The sequence below is a fragment of the Xanthomonas euroxanthea genome, assembly GCF_903989455.1.
GTDB lineage: Bacteria > Pseudomonadota > Gammaproteobacteria > Xanthomonadales > Xanthomonadaceae > Xanthomonas > Xanthomonas euroxanthea.
Genome location: NZ_LR861803.1, coordinates 1,731,828 through 1,754,959, shown reverse-complemented (window position 1 = coordinate 1,754,959; position 23,132 = coordinate 1,731,828). Strand labels below are relative to the sequence as shown.

The window sequence follows — 23,132 nt, the reverse complement described above, 5'->3', positions numbered from 1 at the left end:
GGTGGTCCTGAAAGAGGTTGCCGCCGGGTGGCGGCGCGGCACAGCGGGCCCGAGCCGGCCTCGTTGCGAGGCCGGTGGTCACGGGTGCGATGCAGCGATGAATCAGTTCGAGGCGGTGCGCTTGTCCGGTGCCGTGGCCATGGCGACGGGCTTGGCATCGACCGGCATGCCGGGCATGAAGATCTTCTGCACGCCATCGACCACCACGCGGTCGCCGGCAGCCAGTCCCTTGCGCACGATGCGCAGGCCGTCGGCATTGCGGCCAAGCTCGATATCGCGCCGTTGCGCCTTGCCGTCCTTGTCGACCACGTACACGTACTTGCGGTCCTGGTCGGTCAGCACGGCCTTTTCGTCGACCAGCATGGCCTTGAACTGGCCGCTGCCCAGCAACTGCACGTGCGCATACAGGCCTGGCGTGAACTGGCGCTGGGCGTTGTCCAGCACTGCGCGCACGCGGATGGTGCCGGTGCTGCGGGTGACCTGGTTATCCAGGAAATCCACGCGCCCGGTGTGCGGGAAGCCCTGCTCGCCGACCAGGCCGATGCGCACCGGCAACTCGCCACCGCGCGCATCCGGGCGCTCGCCGTTGCGCGCCATCTGCGAATAACGCAGGAAGGTGCCTTCGTCGGCATCGAAGTACACGAACACCTTGTCCAGCGACACCAGCGTGGTCAGCACGCTGGCGCTGTCGCTGGCGGTGACCAGGTTGCCGGCGGTGACCATCGCACGTCCGGCGCGGCCATCGATCGGCGCACGCACGCGGGTCCAGTCCAGGTTGAGCTTGGCGGTATCCAGCGCGGCCTGCGCGGCCAGCAGATCGGCGTCGGCCTGATCGGCGGCAGCGCGACGCTGCTCCCAGGTCTCGGTGGAAATGGCCTGCTGGTCGGACAATTTGCGCGCGCGTGCCGCCTCGCTGCGGGCCAGCGTGGACTGCGTGCGTGCACGCACCAGTGCGGCATTGGCGCGCGCGAATTCGGCGCGGTAGCTGCGGTCGTCGATGCTGAAGAGCACATCGCCCTTCTTCACCTCGGCGCCTTCGACGTAATTGACCTTGTCGATATAGCCGGACACGCGCGGGCGCAGCTCGACGCTTTCCACCGGCTCGATGCGGCCGCTGAATTCGTCCCACTGGCTGATTTCCTTCATCAACACCGGGGCGACGCTGACGCTGGGCGGCGGCGGCGCACCGGTCTCGGCAGCCTTGCTACCGCAACCGGCCAGCACAACCGCGAGTACGGCGCCCGTCAATACAGTACGCAAGGGAAAACGGAACGGGGTGGCGTTCGGGGTCATGGGGAGATCTCTCGGGTGGGGATGGGAAAATGCAGACCGGCAAGCCGGTCGGCCGATGGAGCGGCGTGCGGGCGACGGCTGACGGTCACGATGGCTTGCCCGGGCTGGCCAGGCCCGGCGATCAGCGAGACTGCGGCGCGGCCGACATCCACGGCGCGGATCCATTCCGGACACGCATCCTTGGCACGGCCCGGCGTGCACACCGGCTGCTCGACCGACAGCAGATGCACGCGGACGCCGAACGGCTTGGCTTCCTCGTGCAGGACCTGGGCGAGCATGCGCGTGGCCGCGGCGGCAACGGAGGTATCGCCGTGTGCAGCCCAGGCGCGCAGTGCGCAGGGGCTGCCCAGCAGCAGGTAGCGACCGCCGCCCTCGGCCTCGGCCAGCAGCGGCAGCAGATGCCGCGCGGCCGCCAGATGCGGCAGCACGTCGCGCTCCAGGCGGCGACGCAGCGCAGCGACCGGGCGGTCCAGCAGGCGGCCGGCCTTCAACGGGCTGCCCAGGCTGGCGATCACCGCCGCCAGCGGACGCGGGCGCTGCGCCAGTTCGCCGGCCAGCGCCTGCGCCGAGGCGTCGTCGGCCACCGAACCCCGCAGGGTCTCCAGCAGCGGTGTGTTGCCATGCTGCGCGCGCAGCGCGTCGAGCTTGGCGGTGTCGCGTCCAATCACCAGCACCGGCATCCCGGCATCGAGCAAGGCGGCGACGATCCCGGCGCCGACATCGCCCGTACCGCCGATGACGGCCGTCTCGGATTGGACCATCCCGGTCATGGGACTTTCACTCCCGACATCGGGACAATGCCACGCTGCGCCAGACGCGCCGACAGTCCGGTCCGCTGCGCAGGCGCCCCGCCGGCCTGACGCCTGGGCGGCGTCGAAAATGCACGTGAAACACTGGCACGCGGGCTTCTCGCCGCCGGAATCACGGGATCGAAGGCGCCTTCGATGGCGCTACGGGAGGCGGACGACATGCCGAACACATTGCACAACCACATGGCCGTGCTCCTGGATGGAGGGGATGGCGCATAAGTTAGGCCTCAAACCAGCACTTGATTAGTCCGGATTTAGGGGAATAATCGTCCCGTAAGCGGTCTAATCCCTCCTGACCCCCGGAAGGCAGTCCCATGACTCACGATCTCAACGACACCCTGATCTTCGTCAAGGTGGTCGAACAAGGCAGCTTCATCGCGGCAGCCAACGCGCTTGGCCTGCCCAAGACCACCGTCAGCCGCAAGGTGCAGGAGCTGGAAACCCGCCTGGGTGCCCGCCTGCTGCACCGGACCACCCGCCGCATCGGCCTGACCGAAGCCGGCTCGGTGTACCACGAACACTGCCAGCGCATCGCGCGCGAACTGGAAGAGGCCGAGAGCGCCGTCGGGCAATTGCAGTCCGGCCCGCGCGGCTGGCTGCGTTTCACCGTGCCCTACTCGCTGGGCATCACCTGGATCGCACCATTGCTGGGCGAGTTCCATGCGCAGTACCCGGAAATCCAGCTGGACATGCATCTGGGCAACGAGAAGCTGGACCTGATCGGCGGCGAAGCCGATCTGGCATTGCGCGTCGGCGCCCTGCCCGATTCCAATCTGGTCGCGCGCAAGCTCGGCAGCCTGCGCACGCAGGTGTTCGCCAGCCCGTCCTACATCGAGCGCTATGGCGAGCCGTTGCATCCGGACGAGCTGCAGTTCCATCGCACGCTGGCGCTGCGCAAGAACCGCAACGTGCACAACAACCGCTTTTTCTGGTCGCTCAGCGACGGCAGCGATGTGCGCGATTTCCCGGTCAATCCGTTGATGGTGGCCAACGATCCGGCTGCGCTCAATGGCGCGGTGTTATGCGGCGAAGGCTTGCTGCTGACCGGCGACGTGATGGCCAAGCCATTCGTGCAATCGGGTCTGGTCCGCCGGGTGCTTGCGGGTTGGACCGGGCCGGAGGTGGACTTCAACGCGGTGTTCGCCGGCGGCCGTCTGGTCTCGCCGAAAGTGCGCGCCTTCGTGGACTTCCTGGTGACGCGGATGAACTTCGATGCGGATTACATGATGGCGCAGTGCCCTGCACGTCTGGCGGCACAGAAGGCCGACAACGATGCAAAGATCGAAATCGGCGCAGACGCGCAATTGCGTGCAGAAGGCAAGCGCATCCTGGAAAACGTCACGGCGTAGTCAGAACTCGAATAGTCGCCTAACGGAGCACCATCGCCCCCTCGGACAAGGTGCCCGAAGGGCGATGGGGAGACGTTACCCGTACAAGCGAAAACGTCCTGGCTGCTACAAATCTCGAATCCCGAATCGCTGCAGGAGTGTCTGTGCCATCCGGCGCCGGTACTTTTTGTCGTGGCGAATCACCGCTGTCGGCGGATGCAATCTTGAAGCGACCGAACGCGCGAGCTTTAGCGTGGTCTGGAGATCCGAAGCTGCGTTGGTCAACGCCTAGCGGTAGCGTCTAACTGCAAGTCAAAAGACCAGTTGGTCGAGTGCGCGGTGCCCTCACCGCTTGCGGGACACGCCGTGAATCCGTCCATGGAGGCTCCTCGGCGGCATCCATGCCGCCGAGGGTCCCGCAACCGGCAAGGACACCGCACCAGAGAGTTGGTCGGCTGCTTTTTTGAAGGCATGTCGCTCGGCTTGCGTTAGGCGGATGAGAAGTTTGTAGGTTATGTATTGAAAGCCTGTCTACTGCTCTGCTGGCGATGGGAAAATAGTGAGACGCTGGTCGAACCCACAGCGATCCGCCCAGCGCACCTCATACTCTGCTTGCAACCACGCACACCGACCATCCCGACTGGCCCTTGCCCGCCCACCGTCGCGGGACCTTGAGCGGCATGGATGCCGCGCCAGAGCCTACACGGACGTACTTGCGGCGTGTCCCGCGATGGTGGGCGGGCAAGGGCCCTGCAGAAAACTCGCAGCGTCGAGTGCGCGGTGCCCTTGCCGAGCGGCCGTCAAGAGATTGCGCGCTGCTGTTGATCGACAAGATTCGCAGCGCAAAAAAACAGGCCGCTTTCGCGGCCCGTCTTGTTTACTCATCGCGGCTCGTCAATCGACTCGTCACGATTCAGTGCGGCACACTCAACGCATGCCGGTGTTGTTCCCCGCACCCTCCGAGCGCAGCGGAATCAGACGAATTTCCACGCGGCGGTTCTGCGCGCGGCCGGCATCGGTGCTGTTGTCGGCAATCGGGTAGCGCTTGCCGGCACCCATGGTTTCCATCCGCTCGCGCTGCACGCCTTGTGCGGTCAGGTACTGCGCGACCGCGCCGGCGCGTTCTTCGGACAGACGCTGATTGACCGCGTCGCTGCCCACGCTGTCGGTATGACCGACCACTTCCACCATGGTCTGGTTGTACTCGCGCAGTGTGGAGGCGACACCATTGAGCGCGCTGTAGAACTGCGGCTTCAACGCAGACTTGCCGAAGTCGAAGGTGATGCCGTCGGGCAGGTTCAGGGTGATGTTGTCGCCCTGGCGCTGCACTTCGATACCGGTGTTGGCGGTGCGCTCACGCAGCGCGCGCTCCTGGCGATCCTGGTACTGGCCAACCGCCGCGCCGCTGAGCGCGCCGATGCCGGCACCCACCATCGCATGCTGACGACGCTCGGTGGCGCTGTCGCCGGTCAGCAGACCAGCGGCCACACCGATCGCAGTACCGATCAGCGCGTTGCGGCCGGTGCGATTCTGCTGTTGCGTCTGCTCGCCATATTGGTCGCGCTGCACATACGAGCCGCCGGTGGCGCAGGCGGACAACGCGATGGCGCTGGCCAGGGCAACGGCAAGGCTCTTGGTGGCTGCTGGGGACATGGTGTTCTCCTGTGGCCGGACCATCCGGCACTCAATCGTGTCGGCGAGGATAAACAGGCCAACGCGACTGGCGCATGATGAAACCGACCGCCGGCTGCATCTGGCTAGTGCTGCATTCAGGAAAACGTTTTCTGTTCGAACTGCGCCTTACATCTCTGCATCGTCTTCGTGCGCGTGCCACGCAAGCGACGCAGCGCAAGCATGCGACGGCTCAGCCCGGCAAAAGAAACGCGCGGAACTTGAGTCTCAGGTGAGTACGCAGCACCGTTGGCCTTCGCGCTGGCGCGCGTGCTTATCCGCGCGTTTTCGCATAGGCCGCCAACGCCGCGTCGCGGCCCTCGGCCAGGCCGATGACCGGCGTACGCGGATACTCCGGTGCCAGACGCGCCAACGACAACGGATGCAGCCACGGCGCGAAGCGTTCCTTCACCGCAAGCTTGCCGAGTTCCGGTATCCAGCGCGTGATGTAGGCCGCCTGCGGATCGAACTTCTCCGCCTGCGTGACCGGGTTGAACACGCGGAAATACGGCGCTGCATCGGCGCCGGTACCGGCGACCCATTGCCAACCCATCGTGTTGTTGGCCAGGTCCGCATCCACCAAGGTGTCCCAGAACCAGCGTGCGCCCTCGATCCAGTGCACGCGCAGATGCTTGCACAACAGGCTCGCCACGATCATGCGCACGCGGTTGTGCATCCAGCCGGTGTGCCAGAGCTGGCGCATGCCGGCATCGACGATCGGAATCCCGGTGCGGCCGCGCTGCCAGGCCTGCAACGCGACCGGGTCCACCTGTGCCCAGTCGAAGCCTTCGAAGCGCGGGTTGAGATTCTGATTGGTGGTATCGGGAAAATGGTGCAGCAGGTGATACGCAAAATCGCGCCAGCCCAATTGGCGGATATAGCCGTCGATCTCCGCCGCGTTGCGTGCGTTGCGATTGGCTTCCAGCGTGCTGGCGATCCGCCACGGCGCGATCTCGCCGAAGTGCAGATGCGGCGACAGCTGCGAGGTGCCAACCCGATCGGGCCGGTCGCGGTTTTCGCGGTAGCCGGACAGCGCACCGTCGATGAAGATCTCCAGCATCTCGTGCGCGCCGGCCTCGCTGGGCTGCCAGTGCTCCCAGAAGCCTCCGTCCCAGTCCAGCGCCGGCAGCAGCCCCAGCGTGTCCAGCGCAGCGCTCTTCAATTGCGCAGGCAGCGGTGGCAGGCTGCGCGGTGCCGGCACCGCAGCCGGCAATTGCAGTTGGGTGAGCGCATTGCGCCAGAACGGGGTGAACACCTTGTAGGGGCCGCCCTGCTGCGTCGTCAACTGCCACGGTTCGAACATCAGTGCGGAGTTGCAGCTCTGCACTTCGATCCCGCGCTCGCGCAGGCTGCGCTTGATCTGCGCATCGCGCGGCTGTGTGGCCGGCTCGTACTTGCGGTTCCAATACACCGCCACCGCCTTGGTCTGCGCGATCAGCTCATCCAGCACCTGCGCGCTGTCACCGGCGCGAATGACCAGGCCGCTGCCCAGTTCGCGCAGGGCCGCGTCCAGCGCCGCGAGCGAGCGATGCCGCCAGCTCCGCGAGGCGGCGCCCGGCGTCCACTCGCCCTCTTCGTGCGGCGCATCGATATACAGCGGAATCGGCTGGTGCCCCGCATCCAGTGCAGCCTGCAAGGCCGGGTTGTCTTCCAGGCGCAGATCGCGACGGAACCAGACGATGGCGTATGACATACAAGCTCGGCAGCGACGATGAGGCGCGCAGGATAAGCCAGCCGCTGCAACGATGGCGCGATGCCGCAGCGACGGATTGCCGCCCGGCACCACGCGGGACGCTTACTCGAAACTGCCTACCGAGTCGTGGGCCAGATTGTCGAAACGGGTGTATTCGCCGAAGAACTTGAGCTTGCACGAACCGGTCGGTCCGCCGCGGTGCTTGCCGATGATGATCTCGGCCAGGCCCTTGTCCGGCGAATTTTCCTTGTTGTAATAGTCGTCGCGGTAGATGAACACGATCATATCCGCGTCCTGCTCGATCGCGCCGGATTCGCGCAGGTCGGCCATCACCGGGCGCTTGTCGGTACGTGTTTCCAGCGAGCGGTTGAGCTGCGACAACGCGATCACCGGCACGTTGAGTTCCTTGGCCAGGCCCTTGAGCGAACGCGAGATTTCCGAGATCTCGGTCGCACGGTTTTCGCTGTTGCCCGGCACCGACATCAGCTGCAGGTAGTCGATGACGATCAGCCCAAGGTCGTGCTCGCGCTTGAGTCGGCGGCACTTGGAACGCAGCACTTCCGGCGACACGCCCGGCGTGTCGTCGATGAAGATCTTGGTTTCCTTCAGCATCTTGATCGCGCCGGTCACCCGCGCCCAGTCCTCGTCTTCCAGCGCACCGGTACGCAGCCGCTGCGCATTGATGCGGCCATTGGACGAGATCAGGCGCATGGCCAGCTGCGAGGCCGACATTTCCATCGAGAACACCGCCACGCCCTTCTTGGATTTGATCGCGGCGTATTCGGCGATATTCAGCGCAAAGGTGGTCTTGCCCATCGCCGGACGCGCGGCCAGGATGATCAGGTCGGTCGGCTGCAGGCCGGAGGTCATCGCGTCGAAATCGTTGTAGCCGGTCGGCAGGCCGGTGATGTTGCCGCCGTTTTCGAAACGGCTGCGCAATTCTTCGAAGGCGTCCTTCAATGCGCCCGGCATCGCCACGAAGTCGGTGCGCCCTCGCGCGCCGGCCTCGGCGATCTTGAACACCGCCTTTTCCGCCGACGACAGCAACTCCACGCTTTCGCGACCCTCGGGCTGGAAGCCGTCGTTGACGATGGTGGTACCCACTTCGATCAGTTGCCGCAGCACCGCCTTGTCGCGCACGATCTCCGCGTAGGCGGCGATATTGGCTGCCGAGGGCGTGGTGCTGGCCAGCTCGATCAGGTAGGCGCCATCGCCCACCTGTTCCAGCTTGCCTTGCGATTCGAACCACTCGCCCAGGGTCACCGCATCGAAGGGGCGGTCCTTTTCGTTCAGTTCGCGAATCGCGCGGTAGATCAGGCGATGATCGCGGCGGTAGAAATCGTTGTCGGTCAGCTGGTCGTTGACCCGGTCGAACGCCTCCGGCGCCAGCATCAGCCCGCCGAGCACGGCCTGCTCGGCCTCGACCGAATGCGGCGGCACCCGCAACTGGTCAAGCCGCGGCTCGGGACGATCGTAATCGTCGTCGCGAGCGCGATTGCGCTTGGAACGGAAACCAGGACGAGCAGACATGGACAAACAGACCTGACACGAGGGAGACGGAGGCAGGAAGCATAGTCATCGGCGACGCCGACGACCATGCACAACTCTGTGGATAACTGGTGGACAGCCGGTGCATCACCGTTCTACGCGGCAGCTGTCGCAACCGCCGAGACGCCTGCGGTGCCTGGGTTTTCGCCGCACCACCGGCCGCCATCGGCGGCCGCCTCCAGGCGCACCACCGCTGTGGTCAACTCAGCGCTTGAACTGTTCGGTCAGGCCCAGGAAGGCGTCGACAAAGCCCTGCAGGAACTTGCGGCTGTCGGCGTTGGCAATTTGGTTGTCGGCCCCGAACAGCCCGTCCTTGTACTGCAGGAAGACTTCCGGCTGGCCGAGCACATGCATGTCCAGATACGACAACACATTGCGCAGATGCTGCTGCGCGGTGGCGGTGCCGATCGCCCCGACCGAGATGCCGACCACGGCGGCCGGCTTACCCGCAAAGGCGCTGTCACCGTAGGGACGCGAGCCGGTATCGAGGGCGTTCTTGAGTACGCCGGGAATCGAGCGGTTGTATTCGGGAGTCACGAACAGCACCGCATCCGCCGCCCGGATCTGCTGCTTCAGCCGCGTGCCTTCAGCCGGAAAATCACCGTCGCGGTCCTGGTTGTACAGCGGGATGTCGCCGATTTCCAGGTACTCGAACACCGCCTTGTCGCCGGCCAGATGCTCCAGCGCGTGCGCCAGCTGGCGGTTGTAGGACGCTGCACGCAGGCTGCCGACCAGCACGGCGATGGTGATCTTGCTCATGGGAACGCTCCATTGGGGAATCAGCGCCCGACTTTAGTCAGCCTGGCGCTCATACCCGGTGAAGCGCGGCCGCCTCAGCGGCCGATTGCGGCGCGTTGCGTGCGCCAGTGCGCCTGCCAGGCCTGAAACATCAGCACCGTCCACAGATGGGTATGCCATTTGCGCTCGCCGCCATTGAAGTCGCGCCATAGCCCGGCCACGGTGTCGGCGGCGAACACGCCGTCGCGCTCCAGCGTGGCGTGCGCCAGCAGATCGTCGGCCCAGCCATGCAGATCCCCGCGCAGCCAGGCGCTCACCGGCGCGCCGAAGCCGCGCTTGCCGCGGTAGACCATCGGCTCGGGCAGATAGCGGCACAGCACGCGCTTGAGCAGGTACTTGCTCACCCCGTCGCGGTACTTCAGCGACAGCGGCAGCGACCAGGCGAACTCGGCCACGCGCCAGTCCAGCAACGGCGCGCGCGCTTCCAGCCCCACCGCCATGGTGGTGCGGTCCACCTTGCACAGCAGGTCGTCAGGCAGATAGGCGGCAAAGTCGGCCAGCATCATCGCGTCGGCCGGGGTACCGGAGCCGTGCAGCGGGTCGGCCAGGCTGTAGAAACTGTCGGGCTCGGTCGCGCCCAGCACCACCGCGGCCGGATCGCGCCAGCGCGAAATGCGGTTGCGGTAGATGTCGCCGATGCCGCGTGCGCCGGCCTCGGCCACCAGCGCGGCCAGGCCACCGGTGCGCGAGGACTCGCCGTTGCGGCGCGCCGCCAGCGCCATCAGCCGCCGCAGCGGCCCCGGCACCAGCCCATGCATGCGCCAGTTGCGCAGCGCACGCTGGTAACGGCCGTAGCCGAAGAACAACTCGTCGCCACCATCGCCGGACAGCGCCACCGTCACCCCGCCACGCGCCAGCCGTGCGACCAGCGCGGTCGGCACCTGCGAGGCATCGGCGAAAGGCTCGTCGAACATGTCCGGCAGGGTCGGCACCACCGCCAGCGCATCGGCGCCGCTGACGTACAGCTCGGTGTGGTCGGTGTGCAGATGTGTGGCCACCTCGCGCGCCAGCGGCGCCTCGTCGTGATGCGAGCCTTCGAAGCCGATGCTGAAGGTGTGCACCGGCTGGGTGCTCTGCGCCTGCATCATCGCGGTGACGATCGACGAATCGGTGCCGCCGGACAGGAACACGCCCACCGGCACGTCGGCCACCATGCGCAGCGCCACCGCATCGCGCAGCACCGCATCGAGCTGTTCCTCGGCCTGCACGTCGCTGCCGGTGAACGGCGCCGCCAGTGCGCGCTGCATCGCCTCGCGCGCGTTCCAGAACGGCTGCTGCGCCTGGTCCGGCCGATGCGCCGCCGCGCCGGCCGCCACCATCTGCGCATCCAGCCGCAGCACGCGCCCGGGCATCAACTTGAAGGTCCGCTCGTGGATGCAGGCCGGCGCCGGGATGTAGCCCAGCCGCAGCAGCAGGGTCAGCGCATTGCGATCGACGCCGTTATCGAACTCCGGGTGCTGCCACAGCGCCTTGAGTTCGGAACCGAACACCAGCGTGTCGCCGGCCCAGCCGTAGTACAGCGGCTTCTTGCCGACGCGGTCGCGGGCCAGAGACAGGCAGTTGTCGCGCTCGTCCCACAGCGCCAGCGCGAACATGCCGTTGCAGCGGGTCAGGGTGTCGTCCAGCCCCCACTCCGCCACCGCCGCCAACAGCACTTCGGTATCGGAATGACCACGGAAGCGGTGCCCGAGCGCGGACAGGGCCGCGCGCAACTGCGCGAAGTTGTAGATCTCGCCGTTGTAGGCCAGCACATAACGGCCATCGGCCGAGCGCATCGGCTGATGGCCGAGCGGCGACAGATCCAGGATGCTCAGGCGTTGATGGGCCAGCGCCACGCCGGCCTGCGCATCGCACCAGGTGCCGGCATCGTCGGGGCCGCGATGACGCAAGGCGGCCCCCATCGGCCGCACCAGGGCATCGAGTTGTTCGCCATGCATGCGTGGCGAGGCCAGCAGCAGTCCAGCCAATCCACACATCGTCAGTGCTCCTGCCGGCAGCGCATGCGGCTCATGCCGTCACCGCATTGGGTGCCGGTGCCGGCATTGCGATGAAACCGGGTACTGCCTGCACGCGCTGCAGCCAGGCACCGATCGCCGGCCAGCGCTCCAGATCGAAGCCGCCGTCCTCGGCGCAATGGGTGTAGGCAAACAGCGCGATGTCGGCGATGCCGTAGTCGCTGCCGGTGAACCAGCGGTGCTGCTGCAGATGCTGTTCCATCACCGCCAACGCCTGCTCGCCGCGTGCGCGCAGCTGCGGCAATTCGGCGCGGCGCGCGGCATCGCGCGGCGTCCACAGGCTGATGAAACGCGCCACCGCCACATACGGCTCATGGCTGTACTGCTCGAAGAACATCCAGCTCAGGGCCTGCGCACGCTGCCATGCGTCGGTGGGCAGATATGGGGTGCCTTCGGCCAGCCAGAACAGGATTGCGTTGGATTCGACCAGCACGCGGCCGTCGTCGCGTTCCACCATCGGCACCTTGCCATTGGGATTGATGGCCAGATACGCGGGCGTGCGGGTTTCGCCGGCGACGCTGTCGACCTCGACCCAGTGATAGCGGCTGCCCAGTTGCTCCAGCAGCAGGCGCACCTTGTAGCAGTTGCCGGAACTGGACATGCCATGGACGGTCAACGGGGGACGCACGCTCGACATCAGGCTGGCTCCGCGGCAGCAACGAGGGGCTGGCAGTGTCACAGCCCCGGGAGTCTTTGCAAAGCCCTGCGCCGATTCTGCCGCAAGGCGTGGCCGCGGCTGCGTGCGCCGCGGGCGGCGCGCCTCAGCGCATCGCCACCAGCGCCACCGGCACCCCCAGCACGGCAATCAGCATGCCCAGCACCGACAACGTCAATGCCAGCGCACCAAAGGCACGCGCCCGTGTACCGCCGGTCGCACCGGCGACTGCCTGGACCGCCGCGATCGACCACCATAGCCCGCCCAGCAGCATCAGCAGCACCGCCATGGCCAGCTGCGCCAGCCTGGCTGGATCATGCACGCCGGTGCCAAACAGCACGCTATCGCCGCCGAGCGCGGCCAGCGCCGCCAGCAGGCAGACCAGCCATGGCAATGCGCTGCCCAGCAGCGCCGGCAGCAACGCACCGACCTGTGCGACACCGCCCATCCAGCGCAGCATCCGCTGCAGCAGCACGCAGCCCACCAGCGCGATGGCCAGCATGATCACCACGGCAATGGCGTGCACCCACAGCGGCCGCGGAGACACCCACATCCAGCTCGAGAGCACGACGACCAGGCCGAATACACACCACGCGCTCCAGCGCGCGCCGGGCTGCGCGTGCAAGCGCTGCGCAACGGTGTGCGGATCGAACAGCATCCCGCCCAGGCCACCGCCGCGCCACCAGGCCAGGCATGCCAGCACCAACACGACCAGCGCCAGCAGCCCGGCCAGCGGATAGACGAAGACGTGCATCTCCAGCGGCTGTCTGCGCGGATGCGGCTTGAGATCGTGATTGAAGTACAGCAGGTCGCGGGCACGCTCCATGTCGGCGGCCGCACGCTTCACGCCGCTGGCGGGAATGCGGTCGGACAGGCGCTGCCACTCGCCGACGATGACGATGCGTCCCTGGTGCATGGAGACCGTGCGCGAGAACCGGAACCAGGGGTTGGCGACCACCTGCGTATCGGCCTCCACCTGCACCGCCGGATCGACCCGCACCCGCACGGTCTGCCGCGCCAGCCGCGGGCCGTCCAGTGCCAGCGGGCTCTTGCGCGCCGCGGCGGGCAAGGCGTCCATCCATTCGCCGAGCTGGAACAGCGGGAAGCCGACTTCGTCGCCCTCGTCGGCCGGCCACTCCAGGCGATAGGCCTCGTGCGTGCGTACGTTCAGTCGATCGGTCGCGTCGATGGTCGGCACGCCGACCTGGGTCAGCGCGGTGTAGTACTGCTGCATGAATTCCAGATAGTGTTCGCCGACCGCCTGCGCGCCGTTGTCCTCGAAACTGGTCGCCACGCGCTCGCCGCGCCCCTGCCGGTACGTCGTGTCCACGCTGAAGGTCGCCACGCGCTGCGGCTTGCGCAGCGACACCGCGATCTCCTCGCCCACCTCGATCATCGGCAGCGTCGGCATCGGCGATGGCACCGCCACCAGGTCGCGCTGGCCGGCCATCACCGGCAGGCCACGCACGAACGGCAACGGCAGCCGTTGCGCAAGCGGGCCCTCTTCGCGATCGCGCGTGGCATCCACCCATACCTCGCCCTGCGGCAGGTGCGCGCGTACCACCACATGATCGAAGGCATACGGACTGGGCAAGCGCAGATCCAGTCCATGGCCCTTGTCGCTGCTGACCAGCACCGGCTCGGCGCGGATGCCGGCCAGCTGCAGCAGCGCAATCAGCAGCGTGGCCTTGTCCTTGCAGTCGCCATAGCGGTTGCGCAGCGTCACCTCCGGCGTATGCGGCGCGTGCGAGTTCTCGCCCATGTCCAGGCCGACGTAGCGGATTTCGCCCTGCACGAAGGCCACTGCACGCAGCAGTGCGCCCTGCGGGTCGTCGCTGCGCAGCTGCAGGCTCTGCACCATGCCCTCGGCGGCGCGTGCGTCCTTGAACGCGCGCGGATACAGCTGCGCTGCCCACGCCGCCACCGTTTCCCAGTTGCCGGCCGTGGAGACTTCGATCAGGCCATACGGATCGACATCCTCCGGGGCGTCTTTTTCCTCCTGCACCGCGGGCAGGTCGCGCGCCGCAATGTCCAGCGTCGCCACGTCGCCGGCGCGGCTGACGTTGCGGCTGAAGCCTGGCGCGCTCACCCGCCACTGCAATCCCATCCCGGCGGGATACCGCACGCGCACCCGGCGCTCGCCCAGCGGTACGCCGTAGCGCGCATCGAACACGTCGTAATAGCCCTTGCCGAACACCGGATTGCTGCCGGTGATGGTCACGCCGTAATCGACCCGGTCGCCCACGCGCAGGTCCGGCAAGGTGATCGACAGCGTCAGCGCGCCATCGATCAAACCGTCTTCCAGTCCGCTTTCGCGGCGCAACCGGGCATAGTGCGCCTGCTTGCGCATGTCGATGCGCTTGCCGTCGCGCCAGACTTCCAGGCTGTTGAGCGCCAGCTGCTGGTATTGCGGCTGGTAATCGATGGAGATCTGCCCTGCCTCGTCCAGACTTTTCGCACGCTGCACGGTGTAACTGAGGCGGCGATACGCCTGCGGCGCCGCGCCGGTCAGATCGACCTGATCGGACACCAGTTCATAGCGCAGCCCGCTGGAACCGGGCACCTTGTCGGGCACCGCATCGGCGATGACCCAGGCCGGTGGCGGCGCCATGCGCGGCGCCTCGTTGGCCTGCGCGCTGGTGCGATCACGCTCGCAACCACCGCCAGCACGCAACTCATCCAGAACAAGCCACGCAGGCGTCGCCTCCCATCCCTGTCGATCAACACCCACTCCTCGTCAAAACGCATTGAGTCCCGTCAGCGCACGCCCGACCACCAACTGATGCACGGTCTCGGTACCCTCGTAGGTGATCACCGATTCCAGGTTCAGCGCATGCCGGATCGCCACATGTTCGGTTGTGATGCCGGCCGCGCCCAGCAGATCGCGGCACTCCCGCGCCACATCCAGGGCCATGCGGCAATTATTCCACTTTGCCAGCGAGATCTGTTCCGGCCGCAGCTGGCCGGCCTGCTTCAGCCGCCCGAGCTGCAGCGCCAGCAGTTGCGCGGTGGAAATCCGCCGCGCCATGTCGGCCAGCTTGATCTGCGCGCTCTGCGTGGCCGCCAGCGGCCGGCCGAACAGGATGCGTTGCCCGCTGTAGGCCAGCGCCTCGCGCAGACAGGCCACCGCCGCGCCGATCGCGCCCCAGGCAATGCCGTAGCGCGCCTGATTGAGGCAATTCAACGGCGCCTTCAGACCGGCCGCGTTCGGCAACCGCATTTGCTCGGGCACATAGACATCGTCCAGGAACAGGCCCGAGGTCACCGACGCGCGCAGGCTCATCTTGTGCCCGATGTCCTGCGCACGGAAGCCGGCGCAGCCGGTCTCCACCAGAAAGCCGCACACCCCGTCATCGGTATGCGCCCAGATGATCGCAATGCCGGCGATGCTGCCGTTGGTGATCCACATCTTGGACCCGTTCAAGCGCCAGCCATCGCCCTGCCGTACCGCGCGCGTGGTCATCGCGGCCGGGTCCGAGCCACCCTGGGCTTCGCTCAACCCGAAACAGCCGATCAGACGCCCCGCTGCCATCTCCGGTAACCAGCGCTGGCGCTGTTCGTCGCTACCGTAGGCATGGATCGGGTACATGCACAGCGAGGACTGCACGCTGACGAAACTGCGCAGGCCGCTGTCGCCGCGCTCCAGTTCCTGGCAGATCAATCCGTACGCCACCGCGCCCAGGCCCGCGCCGCCATCGCGGACCGGCAGGCTGGCACCCAGCAGGCCGAGCTCCGCCAGTTCCGGCACCCATTCGCGCGGGAAGCGCCCTGCATCGAAGGCGTCTCCGATCGCCGGCAGCACCCGCGTGTCGGTGAAGCGCGCCACCGCATCCTGCACTGCCCGCTCTTCATCGGTCAGCAGCGCGCGTACATCGAACAGGTCATCGGGGCGTACCGGCATGTCGGCTTCCACTGCAGGAGAAGCGACGATTATCAGCCAGTTGCCGGCCGGACATGGCGGCCCGTGCAGCGCACGGGATGCACCGCTGGCGCCTGGAAACGAAAAGAGCCGGCAATGCCGGCTCCTTTCTTGCTACTGCAGCGATCCCGGGAGGGTGGCTGCCAGCGATTTACTGGCGCGTGCTGCCCGCATCCACACGGACGCCGCGGTCACCGGCCGTCGAGGCGGTCTGGGTCACCAGCTGACCGTCGACCACCGGCAGGCGGTCGCTGGCCGGCTTGTCGTTCATGCGTACGGTCTTTTCGAAACCGTCGTAACGGTAGGTCACGTCGTAGGCCACCACGTTGTCGGCATCGCCCAGCGAGATGCGCTCGCCCGGCTTGCTGTCCATGCGCATGGTGCCGGTGGTGCCGTCGGCATTGCGGTAGGTCACGTCGTAGCCCACCACGCGCGAGGACTGCGAATTGGCGTTTTCGGTATGGCACTGGCGCTCGGTGCGGTCCACCACGCGGCCACCGACATGGTTACGGTCCACACGGTTACCGACCATGCCGCCACCGACCGCGCCGGCCACCGTGGCCAGCTTGCGGCCGTTGCCGCCGCCGACCTGGTTGCCGAGCAGGCCGCCGATCACCGCACCGGCGACGGTGCCGCCGACATTGCCATCGCGCTCGGGCAGACGTTCCTGCACCACCACGTCGCGGCAGACTTCACGCGGCGAGGAGCTGGTGGTGGTTTCGCGGATGGCCGCACTGTTGACGACCTGTGCGTACTGCGGCTCGCGCTCGGTGATCGGTGCCACCTTGACCACGTCGGCGTATTCCAGACCACGCGGTGCCGGCTCGCCGTTGGCGACGAAATCGCCGGATGACGGGCGATTGTTCATAAAGGCAGCAGTGGCCACGCCTCCGACCAGCAACGCACCAGCAGCGACCAGTATAGTTGTCGTATTGCTCTTCATGATCCAGCTCCGTGCGGACACGCCGCGTTGTTGACGGGGTGATTCCAGCACGTGAACCCTGAACAAAAACGCCCTCGCTCATGAACGCCGCAGTTAAGTTCAGCTAGCGGTTACTTCATGCGCTTCTAACAGCCGGAGCATTCGCATGCGCAACCCCATCACCTCGCGCGCCCTGGACTGGGCCAGCAAGCTGCGCTACCCCACCTTGTTCAAGCTGGCTGCGGCGCTGTTTCTGGTCGACCTGGTGCTCCCGGACCCGATCCCGTTCCTGGACGAGCTGCTGTTCGGCCTGACCACGCTGCTGCTGGCCAACTGGAAGACGCGCAAGGCGCCGCTGCCCGCGCCGGTGCGCCGCGATTGATGCAGCTGGTCGATAGCCATTGCCACCTGGATGCCGGCGAGTTCGAGCACGACCGCGCCGCGGTGATCGCGCGCGCGCAGGCGGCCGGTGTCGTGCAGCAGGTGGTCCCGGCGGTCACCGCCGCCAGCTGGCCGCAGCTGCGCAGCGTCTGCACCCAGGCCCCCGGCTTGCACCCGGCCTACGGGCTGCACCCGATCTTTCTCGAGCAGCACCGCCCCGACCATCTGGAGCTGCTGGCCGACTGGATCGAGCGCGAGCGTCCCTGCGCCATCGGCGAGTGCGGGCTGGATTTCTATCTGGACGGGCTGGACGCGCAGATGCAGCGCGAGTATTTCGACGGGCAACTGCAGCTGGCCAGGCGCTTCGACCTGCCGCTGATCGTGCATGCGCGGCGCGCCACCGAAGAGGTCATCGCCCGCATCAAGGCCGTGGGCGGCCTGCGCGGGGTGGTCCACAGCTTCGCCGGCAGCCCCGAACAGGCACGGCAATTGTGGAAGCTGGACTTCCTGATCGGCCTGGGCGGCCCGGTGACCTACCCGCGCGCCAACCGCCTGCGCGGCCTGGCCGCGACGATGCCCCTGGAGTGGCTGCTGCTGGAAACCGATGCGCCGGATCAGCCCGACGCCAGCATCCGCGGACAACGCAACGAGCCGGCCTGCCTGCGCACGGTACTGGACTGCATCGCGCAGCTACGCGACGAGTCGGCCGAGCGCATCGCCGCGCAGACCACCGCCAACGCGCGGCGGTTGTTCGGGTTGCCGGGCTGATACCGGTACGCGATGCAGACGAGGTGACGCAGCGCGGGTGACGCCATCAGCCTGCAGCGGCCTCGGCCGCCGGCGACGCGGTGGTGGCCCGCTTCGGCTTGAGCAACATCTCCAGGGCCTTGCCCACCGCGACAAACGCAAAGGTGCCGGTGATATGCGTGGCCGCGCCCAGCCCGGCGCCGCAATCCAGCTTGAGCGTGGCGTCGGCATCCAGCTGCGGGCGGATGCCGCAGACGCTGCCATCGGCCTGCGGATATTTGACGTTCTCCAGCGAGTACACCGCCGGCACGCCGAAATAGCGCTGCGGATTCTTGGGGAAGTTGAACTCGCTGCGCAGCTTCTTGCGGATCAGCGCCAGCATCGCGTCGTGCTCGGTGCGCGAGACATCGCGTACACGCACCAGGGTGGGGTCGGTACGCCCGCCAGCGGCGCCCACCGTCAGCAAGGGCAGCTTGCGTCGGCGGCACCAGGCGATGGTTTCCACCTTCACCCGGAAGCTGTCGCAGGCATCGATCACCAGATCGAAGTCATCGCCGAGCAGCTGTTCGATATTGCCGGCGGTGAGAAACGCCTCCACCGCATCGGCCTGGATCTCCGGATTGATCGCCAGGCAGCGTTCGGCCATCGCGCGCGCCTTGTTGCGTCCGTACTGCCCTGCCAACGCCGGCAGTTGCCGGTTGGTGTTGGACACGCACAGGTCGTCGGCATCGATCAGGCGGATGTGCCCGACGCCGGTGCGCGCCAGCGCCTCGACCACCCACGAGCCCACGCCCCCCATCCCGACCACCGCCACGCGGCAGGCGGCCAGGCGCTCCACCGTGCCGACTCCGTACAGCCGGTCGATACCGGCAAAGCGTTCACGCCATTGTGCTTTCATCGGCCTATTTTACGCGCGCCGCTGCGCGCGCGCCCACCGACGTGGCGACACCTCACGTCCACCGGAGTCCTTGCATGCCCGCCTCGTCCACCGAACAATCGCGCGCGTCCCGCTACGCCTTCCTGCTGGTGCTGGGCATCCTGATCGGGCTGGTCGGCACGGTGATGGTGGCGCGCGTGCTGCAGGCCACACGCAATCCGGTGCCGGACAGCCTGATGCAGGTGATGGCTTACCAGCTGCGCGCCTTGCAATCCGACCCCAATGCCAGCTGCGATGCCACACGCCAGCGAGCGCGGCTGCAATCGTTGCGCCTGCTTGCCGACGAACTGGAACCGGCCTTCCCGGACATCGGCGAAGACCGCCGCTTCGGCGAGCATGCCAGCGCCCTGCGCACCGTCCTGGACCAGGCACGGCGCACGCCCCCAGCCGATTGCGCCGCGCTTGCCGCAGTCAGGACACAGATCAATGACGCCTGCGAGGCCTGTCATCGCGACTTCCGCTGACCCGGCATCGCGCCGCCGCATTGATGCGCGCGGCAGCGGTGGTGAACAGGACGCTCGGGTTTCGTTAAGCCTGGAGTGATGCAGTTGGCAGACCGTTCACCCAGACCAACACAGGATGACGTCGCCGCGGCCCTGACCGCTTTTTTCGAACCACCCCGGAGAGACCTCATGAAGACCCGACTGCTCGTCATTGGCCTGGCTGCAACCGCAACGCTGGTTGGCTGCGCCACCTCCCAGCCCCAGTACGGCAGCTATCGCGGCGACCGCGGCTACGACCAGGGCTACTCGCAGCCGCAGGCACGCTGTGTGGATTGCGGCATCGTGACTCGCATCGATGAAGTCGGCCCGACCCGCAGCGCTCCCACCGGCACCGGCGCGGTGCTCGGCGGCATCGTCGGCGCGGTGGCCGGGCGCCAGATCTCCAAGGAGACCGGTGGCAGCAAGGGCAACAAGAACGTCTCGGCCGTGGCCGGTGCCGCCGCCGGCGCGGTGGCGGGCAATGCGATCCAGAACAACGTCACCAGCGAGAGCTTCGATGTGCAGGTGCGCATGGACGATGGCCGCGTCGTCGTGGTGAACCAGCGCGATCTGGCCGGCGTGCGCGAAAACGCCTATGTGCGCGTGGTCAACGGCAAGGTCGTGCTGCGCTGATCGACGCACGCAGCCGGAGCGCCAGCACAACGACGGCGCTCATCGTCAGGTGGGCGCGGTTGGCCGCCGGAACCGGCGTGGACCACGCGTGCAATGCGATTGCTCCGCACCCGCCTGACGACTGCTCGCTACATTCGATCCGCCAGCGTTGGCGAGACGACAGAAAGGCCCGGCAACGGGCCTTTCTGCTGTCTGCACGATGGCCTGGCGTGTCGCGCCTCGCTCAGACCACCTGCACCGCGTCGGCCTGCAGGCCCTTCTGTCCCTGCACGACGGTGAAGCTGACCTTCTGGCCTTCCTTGAGGCTTTTGAAGCCCTGGATCTGGATCGCACGGAAATGGACGAAGACGTCCTCGCCGTTTTCGCGACTGATGAAGCCAAAGCCCTTGGCATCGTTGAACCACTTCACGACACCATTCTCGCGTTCGATATTGGACATCTCGACTGACTCCCTACGACACTGTGATGGACTGACGGTGGTGGCTGTGATTGCAAGGAGGAAGCGAGGTACAAGGATGTAGCGGATCGAACGATCTACCGCATCAGGCCACGATTCACGGTGACCGTTGCAAACAGCAGCGCTGGCAACTTAACCCGCACAAAACGAATTTTCAAGCAGGTCTTGCACAATTTTGTCAAGCCTGAAACGGGACATTTTTGAACCTCATGGATACGACCGTCGTCTACTACATCCTGGCTGGCGTGCTGGTACTGATCGGCCTTGCCGGGGTCGTCCTGCCGGCGCTCCCGGGCCTGCCGCTGGTGTTCGCAGGACTGCTGGTGGCCGCCTGGGCTGATGGCTTCGCCCATGTCGGCTGGGTGGCGCTGGTGATCCTGGGCCTGATGACGGCGTTGTCGTTTGCAATCGACTTCCTCGCCACGGTGTACGGCGCCCAGCGGGTGGGTGCCAGCAAGGCGGCACTATGGGGATCGGTGATCGGCTCGGTCGTCGGCATCTTCTTCATGCCGATCGGCCTGTTCGTCGGCCCGTTCGCCGGCGCGTGGCTCGGCGAATACTGGCAGACCCGCAAGTCCGACCAGGCCACCAAGGTCGGCATCGGCACCTGGCTGGGCATCGTGTTCGGCACCGCGACCAAGCTGGCGCTCGGCCTGTGCATGCTGGGCGTGTTCGCCATCGCCTGGTTCTTCTAGCGGCTCGCAACGGCCCGACAACGAGCACTTGTTTGCGTGCAGGCTCGTCCTGACGAGGACGGCGCAGGCGTTCGTCGGCTGCCGACCTCCTTCAATTGCAGCATCGCCAGGATGTTATGCCACCGTGTACACATCGCGTATGCAGGCGCGACCGTTAAGCTTCGCATCTGACGCGCCTGCCTGGCGCCTTTTTCGGCCAGACTGCCCATGTCCAAGCACCGCACCCGTCCCCTGATGCTGATCGCCCTGGTGGCCGCGCCGCTGGCGCACGCCCAGGAAATCGCCCCCACCCCCGCTTCCCCGCAGGCCTGCACCTCCGTCACCTCGGATGCGGCGCGGCTGGCCTGTTACGACCAGGCGCTGGGCTACACGCCGCAATTGACCGCCGAGGCCGACGCCGCCGCGCAGATCGCCAAGCAGAAGCACTCCAAGCCGCAGGATGAGCGCGCCATCAGCCGCGTTGGCGATTTCTTCCGCGCCGATGGCCAGGACCAGCCCAAGGCCGAGGCAGTTGCCAATGCCGGCCGCGGCTCGTTGCTGGATCGCCGCTGGGAGCTGGCCAAGGATTCCAAGCTCGGCACCTTCCAGCTGCGCGGTTACAAGCCGGTTTACCTGTTGCCGGCGTTCTGGACCAGCGATTCCAACCGCACCCCGCAGTCGCCGAATCCGGCCAACTCGGTGTCCACCCCGCAGCAACTGGACAGTACCGAACTGAAGTTCCAGCTCAGCTTCAAGACCAAGGTGGTCGAAGATCTGTTCGGCGACAACGGCGACATCTGGATGGGCTACACCCAGAGCTCGCGCTGGCAGGCCTACAACAGCGATGCCTCGCGCCCGTTCCGCGAAACCAATTACGAGCCGGAAGCGATGCTGGTGTTCCGCAACAACTACAGCCTGTTCGGCTGGAAGGGCCGCATGAGCGGCATCAGCATCAACCACATGTCCAATGGCCGCGAAGATCCGCTGTCGCGCTCCTGGAACCGGGTCATCCTCAACATCGGCCTGGATCGCGAGAACTGGGCGCTGACGCTGCGCCCGTGGTTCCGCATCAAGGAAGACCGTGCCGACGACAACAATCCCGATATCGAGGATTACATGGGCCGTGGCGATGCCACGCTGGTCTACAACAAGGACGGGCACGAAGTGGCGTTGATCGCGCGGCATTCGCTGCGCGGCGGCGACCGCTCGCACGGCTCGGTGCAGCTGGATTACGGCTTCCCGATCACCAACCTGCTGCGCGGTCACGTGCAGGTGTTCGACGGCTACGGCGAAAGCCTGATCGACTACAACCACAAGGCCACCTACATCGGCCTGGGCGTGTCGTTGCTGGAGTGGTTCTAAGCAGGTCACGTTGCTGCAGTGAGCAACGTCCAGCCTCATTGAAAAGCCGGCATGCGCGCATGCCGGCTTTTTACTTATGCGATTGCGGGTAGACAAACAGCGCAGCAGACCATCCTGCGCCATGTCCATGAAACGGCTTTGCTGGATGACGCGGTGCTGGCGGCGATCAGACGTCGAAGAAATCGACCTTGCCATCTTTCAAGGTGTAGTACGCACCGACCACGCGGACATTGCCTGCACGCAGCGGTTCGAGCAGCGCCGGTTCGGACGCGCCTCGCAGGCGGTCCACGGTGCGCTTGACGTTGGCCTTGACCGAGGCCGCCAGCAGGTCGCCGCCGCCCTTGCTCTTGGCGGTCAGTACCGCCGGGACGATGGGCTCGATCATCGCGCCGATCGCACCGGGGAAGAAGGCGTTCTGCTCCACCACCGACACCGCCGCAGCAACCGCGCCACAGCTTTCGTGGCCCATCACCACCACCAGCGGCACGCCGAGCTGGCTGACCGCGTATTCGATCGATCCCAACGCGGTGGTGTCGACGGTATTGCCGGCATTGCGGACGATGAACATCTCGCCAAGGCCACGCCCGAACAGCAACTCCGGCGGTACCCGCGAATCCGAGCACGACACCAGGATCACGAACGGGGTCTGCCCCAGCGCCAGTTCCAGACGGCGCTTGCTGTCGGAAATGACCTTTTTGGGGCGGTTTTCCACGAACGCGGCATTGCCGTCACGCAGGATCTGCAAGGCCTGCTCGGCATTGAGATCGGTCTTCTTCGACGGCGCCGCGCCTGCGGCAAACGGCAGTGA

Annotated in this window: 22 protein-coding genes; 7 read left to right on the top strand and 15 right to left on the bottom strand. The window is 66.5% G+C overall.

Annotated elements, in window-relative coordinates:
• Window positions 1–102: 102 nt before the first annotated feature.
• Genes H7A86_RS07555 through H7A86_RS07545 form a run of 3 tightly spaced genes read right to left on the bottom strand, consistent with a single transcriptional unit; the run spans window position 103 to window position 2,287 of the window.
• Complete coding sequence (locus H7A86_RS07555; RefSeq protein ID WP_115676633.1) at window positions 103–1,293, bottom strand: efflux RND transporter periplasmic adaptor subunit; 1,191 nt, start codon at window positions 1,291–1,293, stop codon at window positions 103–105.
• Window positions 1,290–2,063 (bottom strand): SDR family oxidoreductase, encoded by a 774-nt coding sequence (locus H7A86_RS07550; RefSeq protein WP_104648380.1) that lies wholly within the window; start codon window positions 2,061–2,063, stop codon window positions 1,290–1,292. The genes H7A86_RS07555 and H7A86_RS07550 overlap by 4 nt, the downstream gene beginning before the upstream one ends.
• A complete protein-coding gene (locus H7A86_RS07545; protein ID WP_115676632.1) occupies window positions 2,060–2,287 on the bottom strand; it encodes a hypothetical protein in 228 nt (75 codons plus the stop codon). The genes H7A86_RS07550 and H7A86_RS07545 overlap by 4 nt, the downstream gene beginning before the upstream one ends.
• Window positions 2,288–2,416: 129 nt before the next feature.
• On the opposite strand from H7A86_RS07545, the gene H7A86_RS07540 reads away from it, so the two are divergent.
• The gene (locus tag H7A86_RS07540; RefSeq protein ID WP_119132321.1) at window positions 2,417–3,451 is read left to right on the top strand and encodes an XC_2801 family transcriptional regulator; all 1,035 of its coding nucleotides are present in this window, start codon (window positions 2,417–2,419) and stop codon (window positions 3,449–3,451) included.
• 906 nt (window positions 3,452–4,357) lie between these two features.
• Here the strand turns inward: H7A86_RS07540 and H7A86_RS07535 are convergent.
• The 9 genes from H7A86_RS07535 to H7A86_RS07495 all read right to left on the bottom strand — a co-directional run bounded on the left by H7A86_RS07535 (window position 4,358) and on the right by H7A86_RS07495 (window position 16,672).
• A complete protein-coding gene (locus H7A86_RS07535) occupies window positions 4,358–5,083 on the bottom strand; it encodes a YiaD family glycine zipper/OmpA-like lipoprotein (RefSeq protein WP_016902719.1) in 726 nt (241 codons plus the stop codon).
• 292 nt (window positions 5,084–5,375) lie between these two features.
• Window positions 5,376–6,794 (bottom strand): cryptochrome/photolyase family protein, encoded by a 1,419-nt coding sequence (locus H7A86_RS07530; protein WP_119132322.1) that lies wholly within the window; start codon window positions 6,792–6,794, stop codon window positions 5,376–5,378.
• Between the two features lie 102 nt (window positions 6,795–6,896).
• On the bottom strand, window positions 6,897–8,324 hold the full coding sequence (locus tag H7A86_RS07525) for a replicative DNA helicase (RefSeq protein ID WP_119132323.1): 1,428 nt from the start codon (window positions 8,322–8,324) through the stop codon (window positions 6,897–6,899).
• Between the two features lie 222 nt (window positions 8,325–8,546).
• Window positions 8,547–9,101 (bottom strand): NADPH-dependent FMN reductase, encoded by a 555-nt coding sequence (locus H7A86_RS07520; RefSeq protein WP_104583352.1) that lies wholly within the window; start codon window positions 9,099–9,101, stop codon window positions 8,547–8,549.
• Window positions 9,102–9,175: 74 nt separating this feature from the next.
• Entirely contained in the window at window positions 9,176–11,116 is a 1,941-nt protein-coding gene (gene asnB, locus H7A86_RS07515; protein WP_119132324.1) for an asparagine synthase (glutamine-hydrolyzing), read from the bottom strand.
• 31 nt (window positions 11,117–11,147) lie between these two features.
• Entirely contained in the window at window positions 11,148–11,792 is a 645-nt protein-coding gene (locus H7A86_RS07510; protein WP_164740113.1) for a glutathione S-transferase family protein, read from the bottom strand.
• Between the two features lie 124 nt (window positions 11,793–11,916).
• Window positions 11,917–14,421 (bottom strand): DUF3857 domain-containing protein, encoded by a 2,505-nt coding sequence (locus tag H7A86_RS07505; protein ID WP_119132448.1) that lies wholly within the window; start codon window positions 14,419–14,421, stop codon window positions 11,917–11,919.
• Between the two features lie 126 nt (window positions 14,422–14,547).
• A complete protein-coding gene (locus H7A86_RS07500) occupies window positions 14,548–15,723 on the bottom strand; it encodes an acyl-CoA dehydrogenase family protein (RefSeq protein ID WP_180708069.1) in 1,176 nt (391 codons plus the stop codon).
• Between the two features lie 157 nt (window positions 15,724–15,880).
• Complete coding sequence (locus H7A86_RS07495) at window positions 15,881–16,672, bottom strand: glycine zipper 2TM domain-containing protein (protein ID WP_006451921.1); 792 nt, start codon at window positions 16,670–16,672, stop codon at window positions 15,881–15,883.
• A gap of 145 nt (window positions 16,673–16,817) precedes the next feature.
• On the opposite strand from H7A86_RS07495, the gene H7A86_RS07490 reads away from it, so the two are divergent.
• Both H7A86_RS07490 and H7A86_RS07485 read left to right on the top strand, forming a co-directional pair.
• A complete protein-coding gene (locus H7A86_RS07490) occupies window positions 16,818–17,033 on the top strand; it encodes a DUF6116 family protein (protein WP_023903489.1) in 216 nt (71 codons plus the stop codon).
• Window positions 17,033–17,800 carry a TatD family hydrolase gene (locus tag H7A86_RS07485; RefSeq protein WP_119132326.1) on the top strand — a complete coding sequence of 256 codons (768 nt, stop codon included), beginning with the start codon at window positions 17,033–17,035 and terminating at the stop codon, window positions 17,798–17,800. The genes H7A86_RS07490 and H7A86_RS07485 overlap by 1 nt, the downstream gene beginning before the upstream one ends.
• Before the next feature lie 46 nt (window positions 17,801–17,846).
• Here the strand turns inward: H7A86_RS07485 and H7A86_RS07480 are convergent, their stop codons facing one another.
• A complete protein-coding gene (locus H7A86_RS07480; protein WP_104648373.1) occupies window positions 17,847–18,677 on the bottom strand; it encodes a tRNA threonylcarbamoyladenosine dehydratase in 831 nt (276 codons plus the stop codon).
• A 74-nt stretch (window positions 18,678–18,751) separates the two neighbouring features.
• Between H7A86_RS07480 and H7A86_RS07475 the strand changes: the two genes are divergently transcribed.
• The gene (locus tag H7A86_RS07475) at window positions 18,752–19,180 is read left to right on the top strand and encodes a hypothetical protein (RefSeq protein ID WP_119132327.1); all 429 of its coding nucleotides are present in this window, start codon (window positions 18,752–18,754) and stop codon (window positions 19,178–19,180) included.
• Window positions 19,181–19,348: 168 nt separating this feature from the next.
• On the top strand, window positions 19,349–19,831 hold the full coding sequence (locus tag H7A86_RS07470) for a glycine zipper 2TM domain-containing protein (RefSeq protein ID WP_119132328.1): 483 nt from the start codon (window positions 19,349–19,351) through the stop codon (window positions 19,829–19,831).
• Between the two features lie 223 nt (window positions 19,832–20,054).
• On the opposite strand, the gene H7A86_RS07465 is transcribed toward H7A86_RS07470, so the two are convergent.
• Window positions 20,055–20,270 carry a cold-shock protein gene (locus tag H7A86_RS07465; RefSeq protein ID WP_003483561.1) on the bottom strand — a complete coding sequence of 72 codons (216 nt, stop codon included), beginning with the start codon at window positions 20,268–20,270 and terminating at the stop codon, window positions 20,055–20,057.
• Between the two features lie 227 nt (window positions 20,271–20,497).
• Between H7A86_RS07465 and H7A86_RS07460 the strand changes: the two genes are divergently transcribed.
• Window positions 20,498–20,983 carry a DUF456 domain-containing protein gene (locus H7A86_RS07460; protein WP_104648371.1) on the top strand — a complete coding sequence of 162 codons (486 nt, stop codon included), beginning with the start codon at window positions 20,498–20,500 and terminating at the stop codon, window positions 20,981–20,983.
• Between the two features lie 207 nt (window positions 20,984–21,190).
• Window positions 21,191–22,324: a phospholipase A gene (locus H7A86_RS07455; protein ID WP_119132329.1), complete on the top strand. Its 1,134-nt coding sequence runs from the start codon at window positions 21,191–21,193 to the stop codon at window positions 22,322–22,324.
• Between the two features lie 166 nt (window positions 22,325–22,490).
• Here H7A86_RS07455 and H7A86_RS07450 read toward each other — a convergent pair whose 3' ends face one another.
• Window positions 22,491–23,129 (bottom strand): carbonic anhydrase, encoded by a 639-nt coding sequence (locus H7A86_RS07450; protein ID WP_180708133.1) that lies wholly within the window; start codon window positions 23,127–23,129, stop codon window positions 22,491–22,493.
• Between the last annotated feature and the right edge of the window lie 3 nt (window positions 23,130–23,132).

What these genes read in the sequence shown, in the direction of transcription:
- H7A86_RS07555 (WP_115676633.1), bottom strand. Translation starts at nt 1,293, where the DNA reads ATGACCCCGAACGCCACCCCGTTCCGTTTTCCCTTGCGTACTGTATTG.
- H7A86_RS07550 (WP_104648380.1), bottom strand. Translation starts at nt 2,063, where the DNA reads ATGACCGGGATGGTCCAATCCGAGACGGCCGTCATCGGCGGTACGGGC.
- H7A86_RS07545 (WP_115676632.1), bottom strand. Translation starts at nt 2,287, where the DNA reads ATGTGGTTGTGCAATGTGTTCGGCATGTCGTCCGCCTCCCGTAGCGCC.
- H7A86_RS07540 (WP_119132321.1), top strand. Translation starts at nt 2,417, where the DNA reads ATGACTCACGATCTCAACGACACCCTGATCTTCGTCAAGGTGGTCGAA.
- H7A86_RS07535 (WP_016902719.1), bottom strand. Translation starts at nt 5,083, where the DNA reads ATGTCCCCAGCAGCCACCAAGAGCCTTGCCGTTGCCCTGGCCAGCGCC.
- H7A86_RS07530 (WP_119132322.1), bottom strand. Translation starts at nt 6,794, where the DNA reads ATGTCATACGCCATCGTCTGGTTCCGTCGCGATCTGCGCCTGGAAGAC.
- H7A86_RS07525 (WP_119132323.1), bottom strand. Translation starts at nt 8,324, where the DNA reads ATGTCTGCTCGTCCTGGTTTCCGTTCCAAGCGCAATCGCGCTCGCGAC.
- H7A86_RS07520 (WP_104583352.1), bottom strand. Translation starts at nt 9,101, where the DNA reads ATGAGCAAGATCACCATCGCCGTGCTGGTCGGCAGCCTGCGTGCAGCG.
- asnB (WP_119132324.1), bottom strand. Translation starts at nt 11,116, where the DNA reads ATGTGTGGATTGGCTGGACTGCTGCTGGCCTCGCCACGCATGCATGGC.
- H7A86_RS07510 (WP_164740113.1), bottom strand. Translation starts at nt 11,792, where the DNA reads ATGTCGAGCGTGCGTCCCCCGTTGACCGTCCATGGCATGTCCAGTTCC.
- H7A86_RS07505 (WP_119132448.1), bottom strand. Translation starts at nt 14,421, where the DNA reads ATGGCGCCGCCACCGGCCTGGGTCATCGCCGATGCGGTGCCCGACAAG.
- H7A86_RS07495 (WP_006451921.1), bottom strand. Translation starts at nt 16,672, where the DNA reads ATGAAGAGCAATACGACAACTATACTGGTCGCTGCTGGTGCGTTGCTG.
- H7A86_RS07490 (WP_023903489.1), top strand. Translation starts at nt 16,818, where the DNA reads ATGCGCAACCCCATCACCTCGCGCGCCCTGGACTGGGCCAGCAAGCTG.
- H7A86_RS07485 (WP_119132326.1), top strand. Translation starts at nt 17,033, where the DNA reads ATGCAGCTGGTCGATAGCCATTGCCACCTGGATGCCGGCGAGTTCGAG.
- H7A86_RS07480 (WP_104648373.1), bottom strand. Translation starts at nt 18,677, where the DNA reads ATGAAAGCACAATGGCGTGAACGCTTTGCCGGTATCGACCGGCTGTAC.
- H7A86_RS07475 (WP_119132327.1), top strand. Translation starts at nt 18,752, where the DNA reads ATGCCCGCCTCGTCCACCGAACAATCGCGCGCGTCCCGCTACGCCTTC.
- H7A86_RS07470 (WP_119132328.1), top strand. Translation starts at nt 19,349, where the DNA reads ATGAAGACCCGACTGCTCGTCATTGGCCTGGCTGCAACCGCAACGCTG.
- H7A86_RS07465 (WP_003483561.1), bottom strand. Translation starts at nt 20,270, where the DNA reads ATGTCCAATATCGAACGCGAGAATGGTGTCGTGAAGTGGTTCAACGAT.
- H7A86_RS07460 (WP_104648371.1), top strand. Translation starts at nt 20,498, where the DNA reads ATGGATACGACCGTCGTCTACTACATCCTGGCTGGCGTGCTGGTACTG.
- H7A86_RS07455 (WP_119132329.1), top strand. Translation starts at nt 21,191, where the DNA reads ATGTCCAAGCACCGCACCCGTCCCCTGATGCTGATCGCCCTGGTGGCC.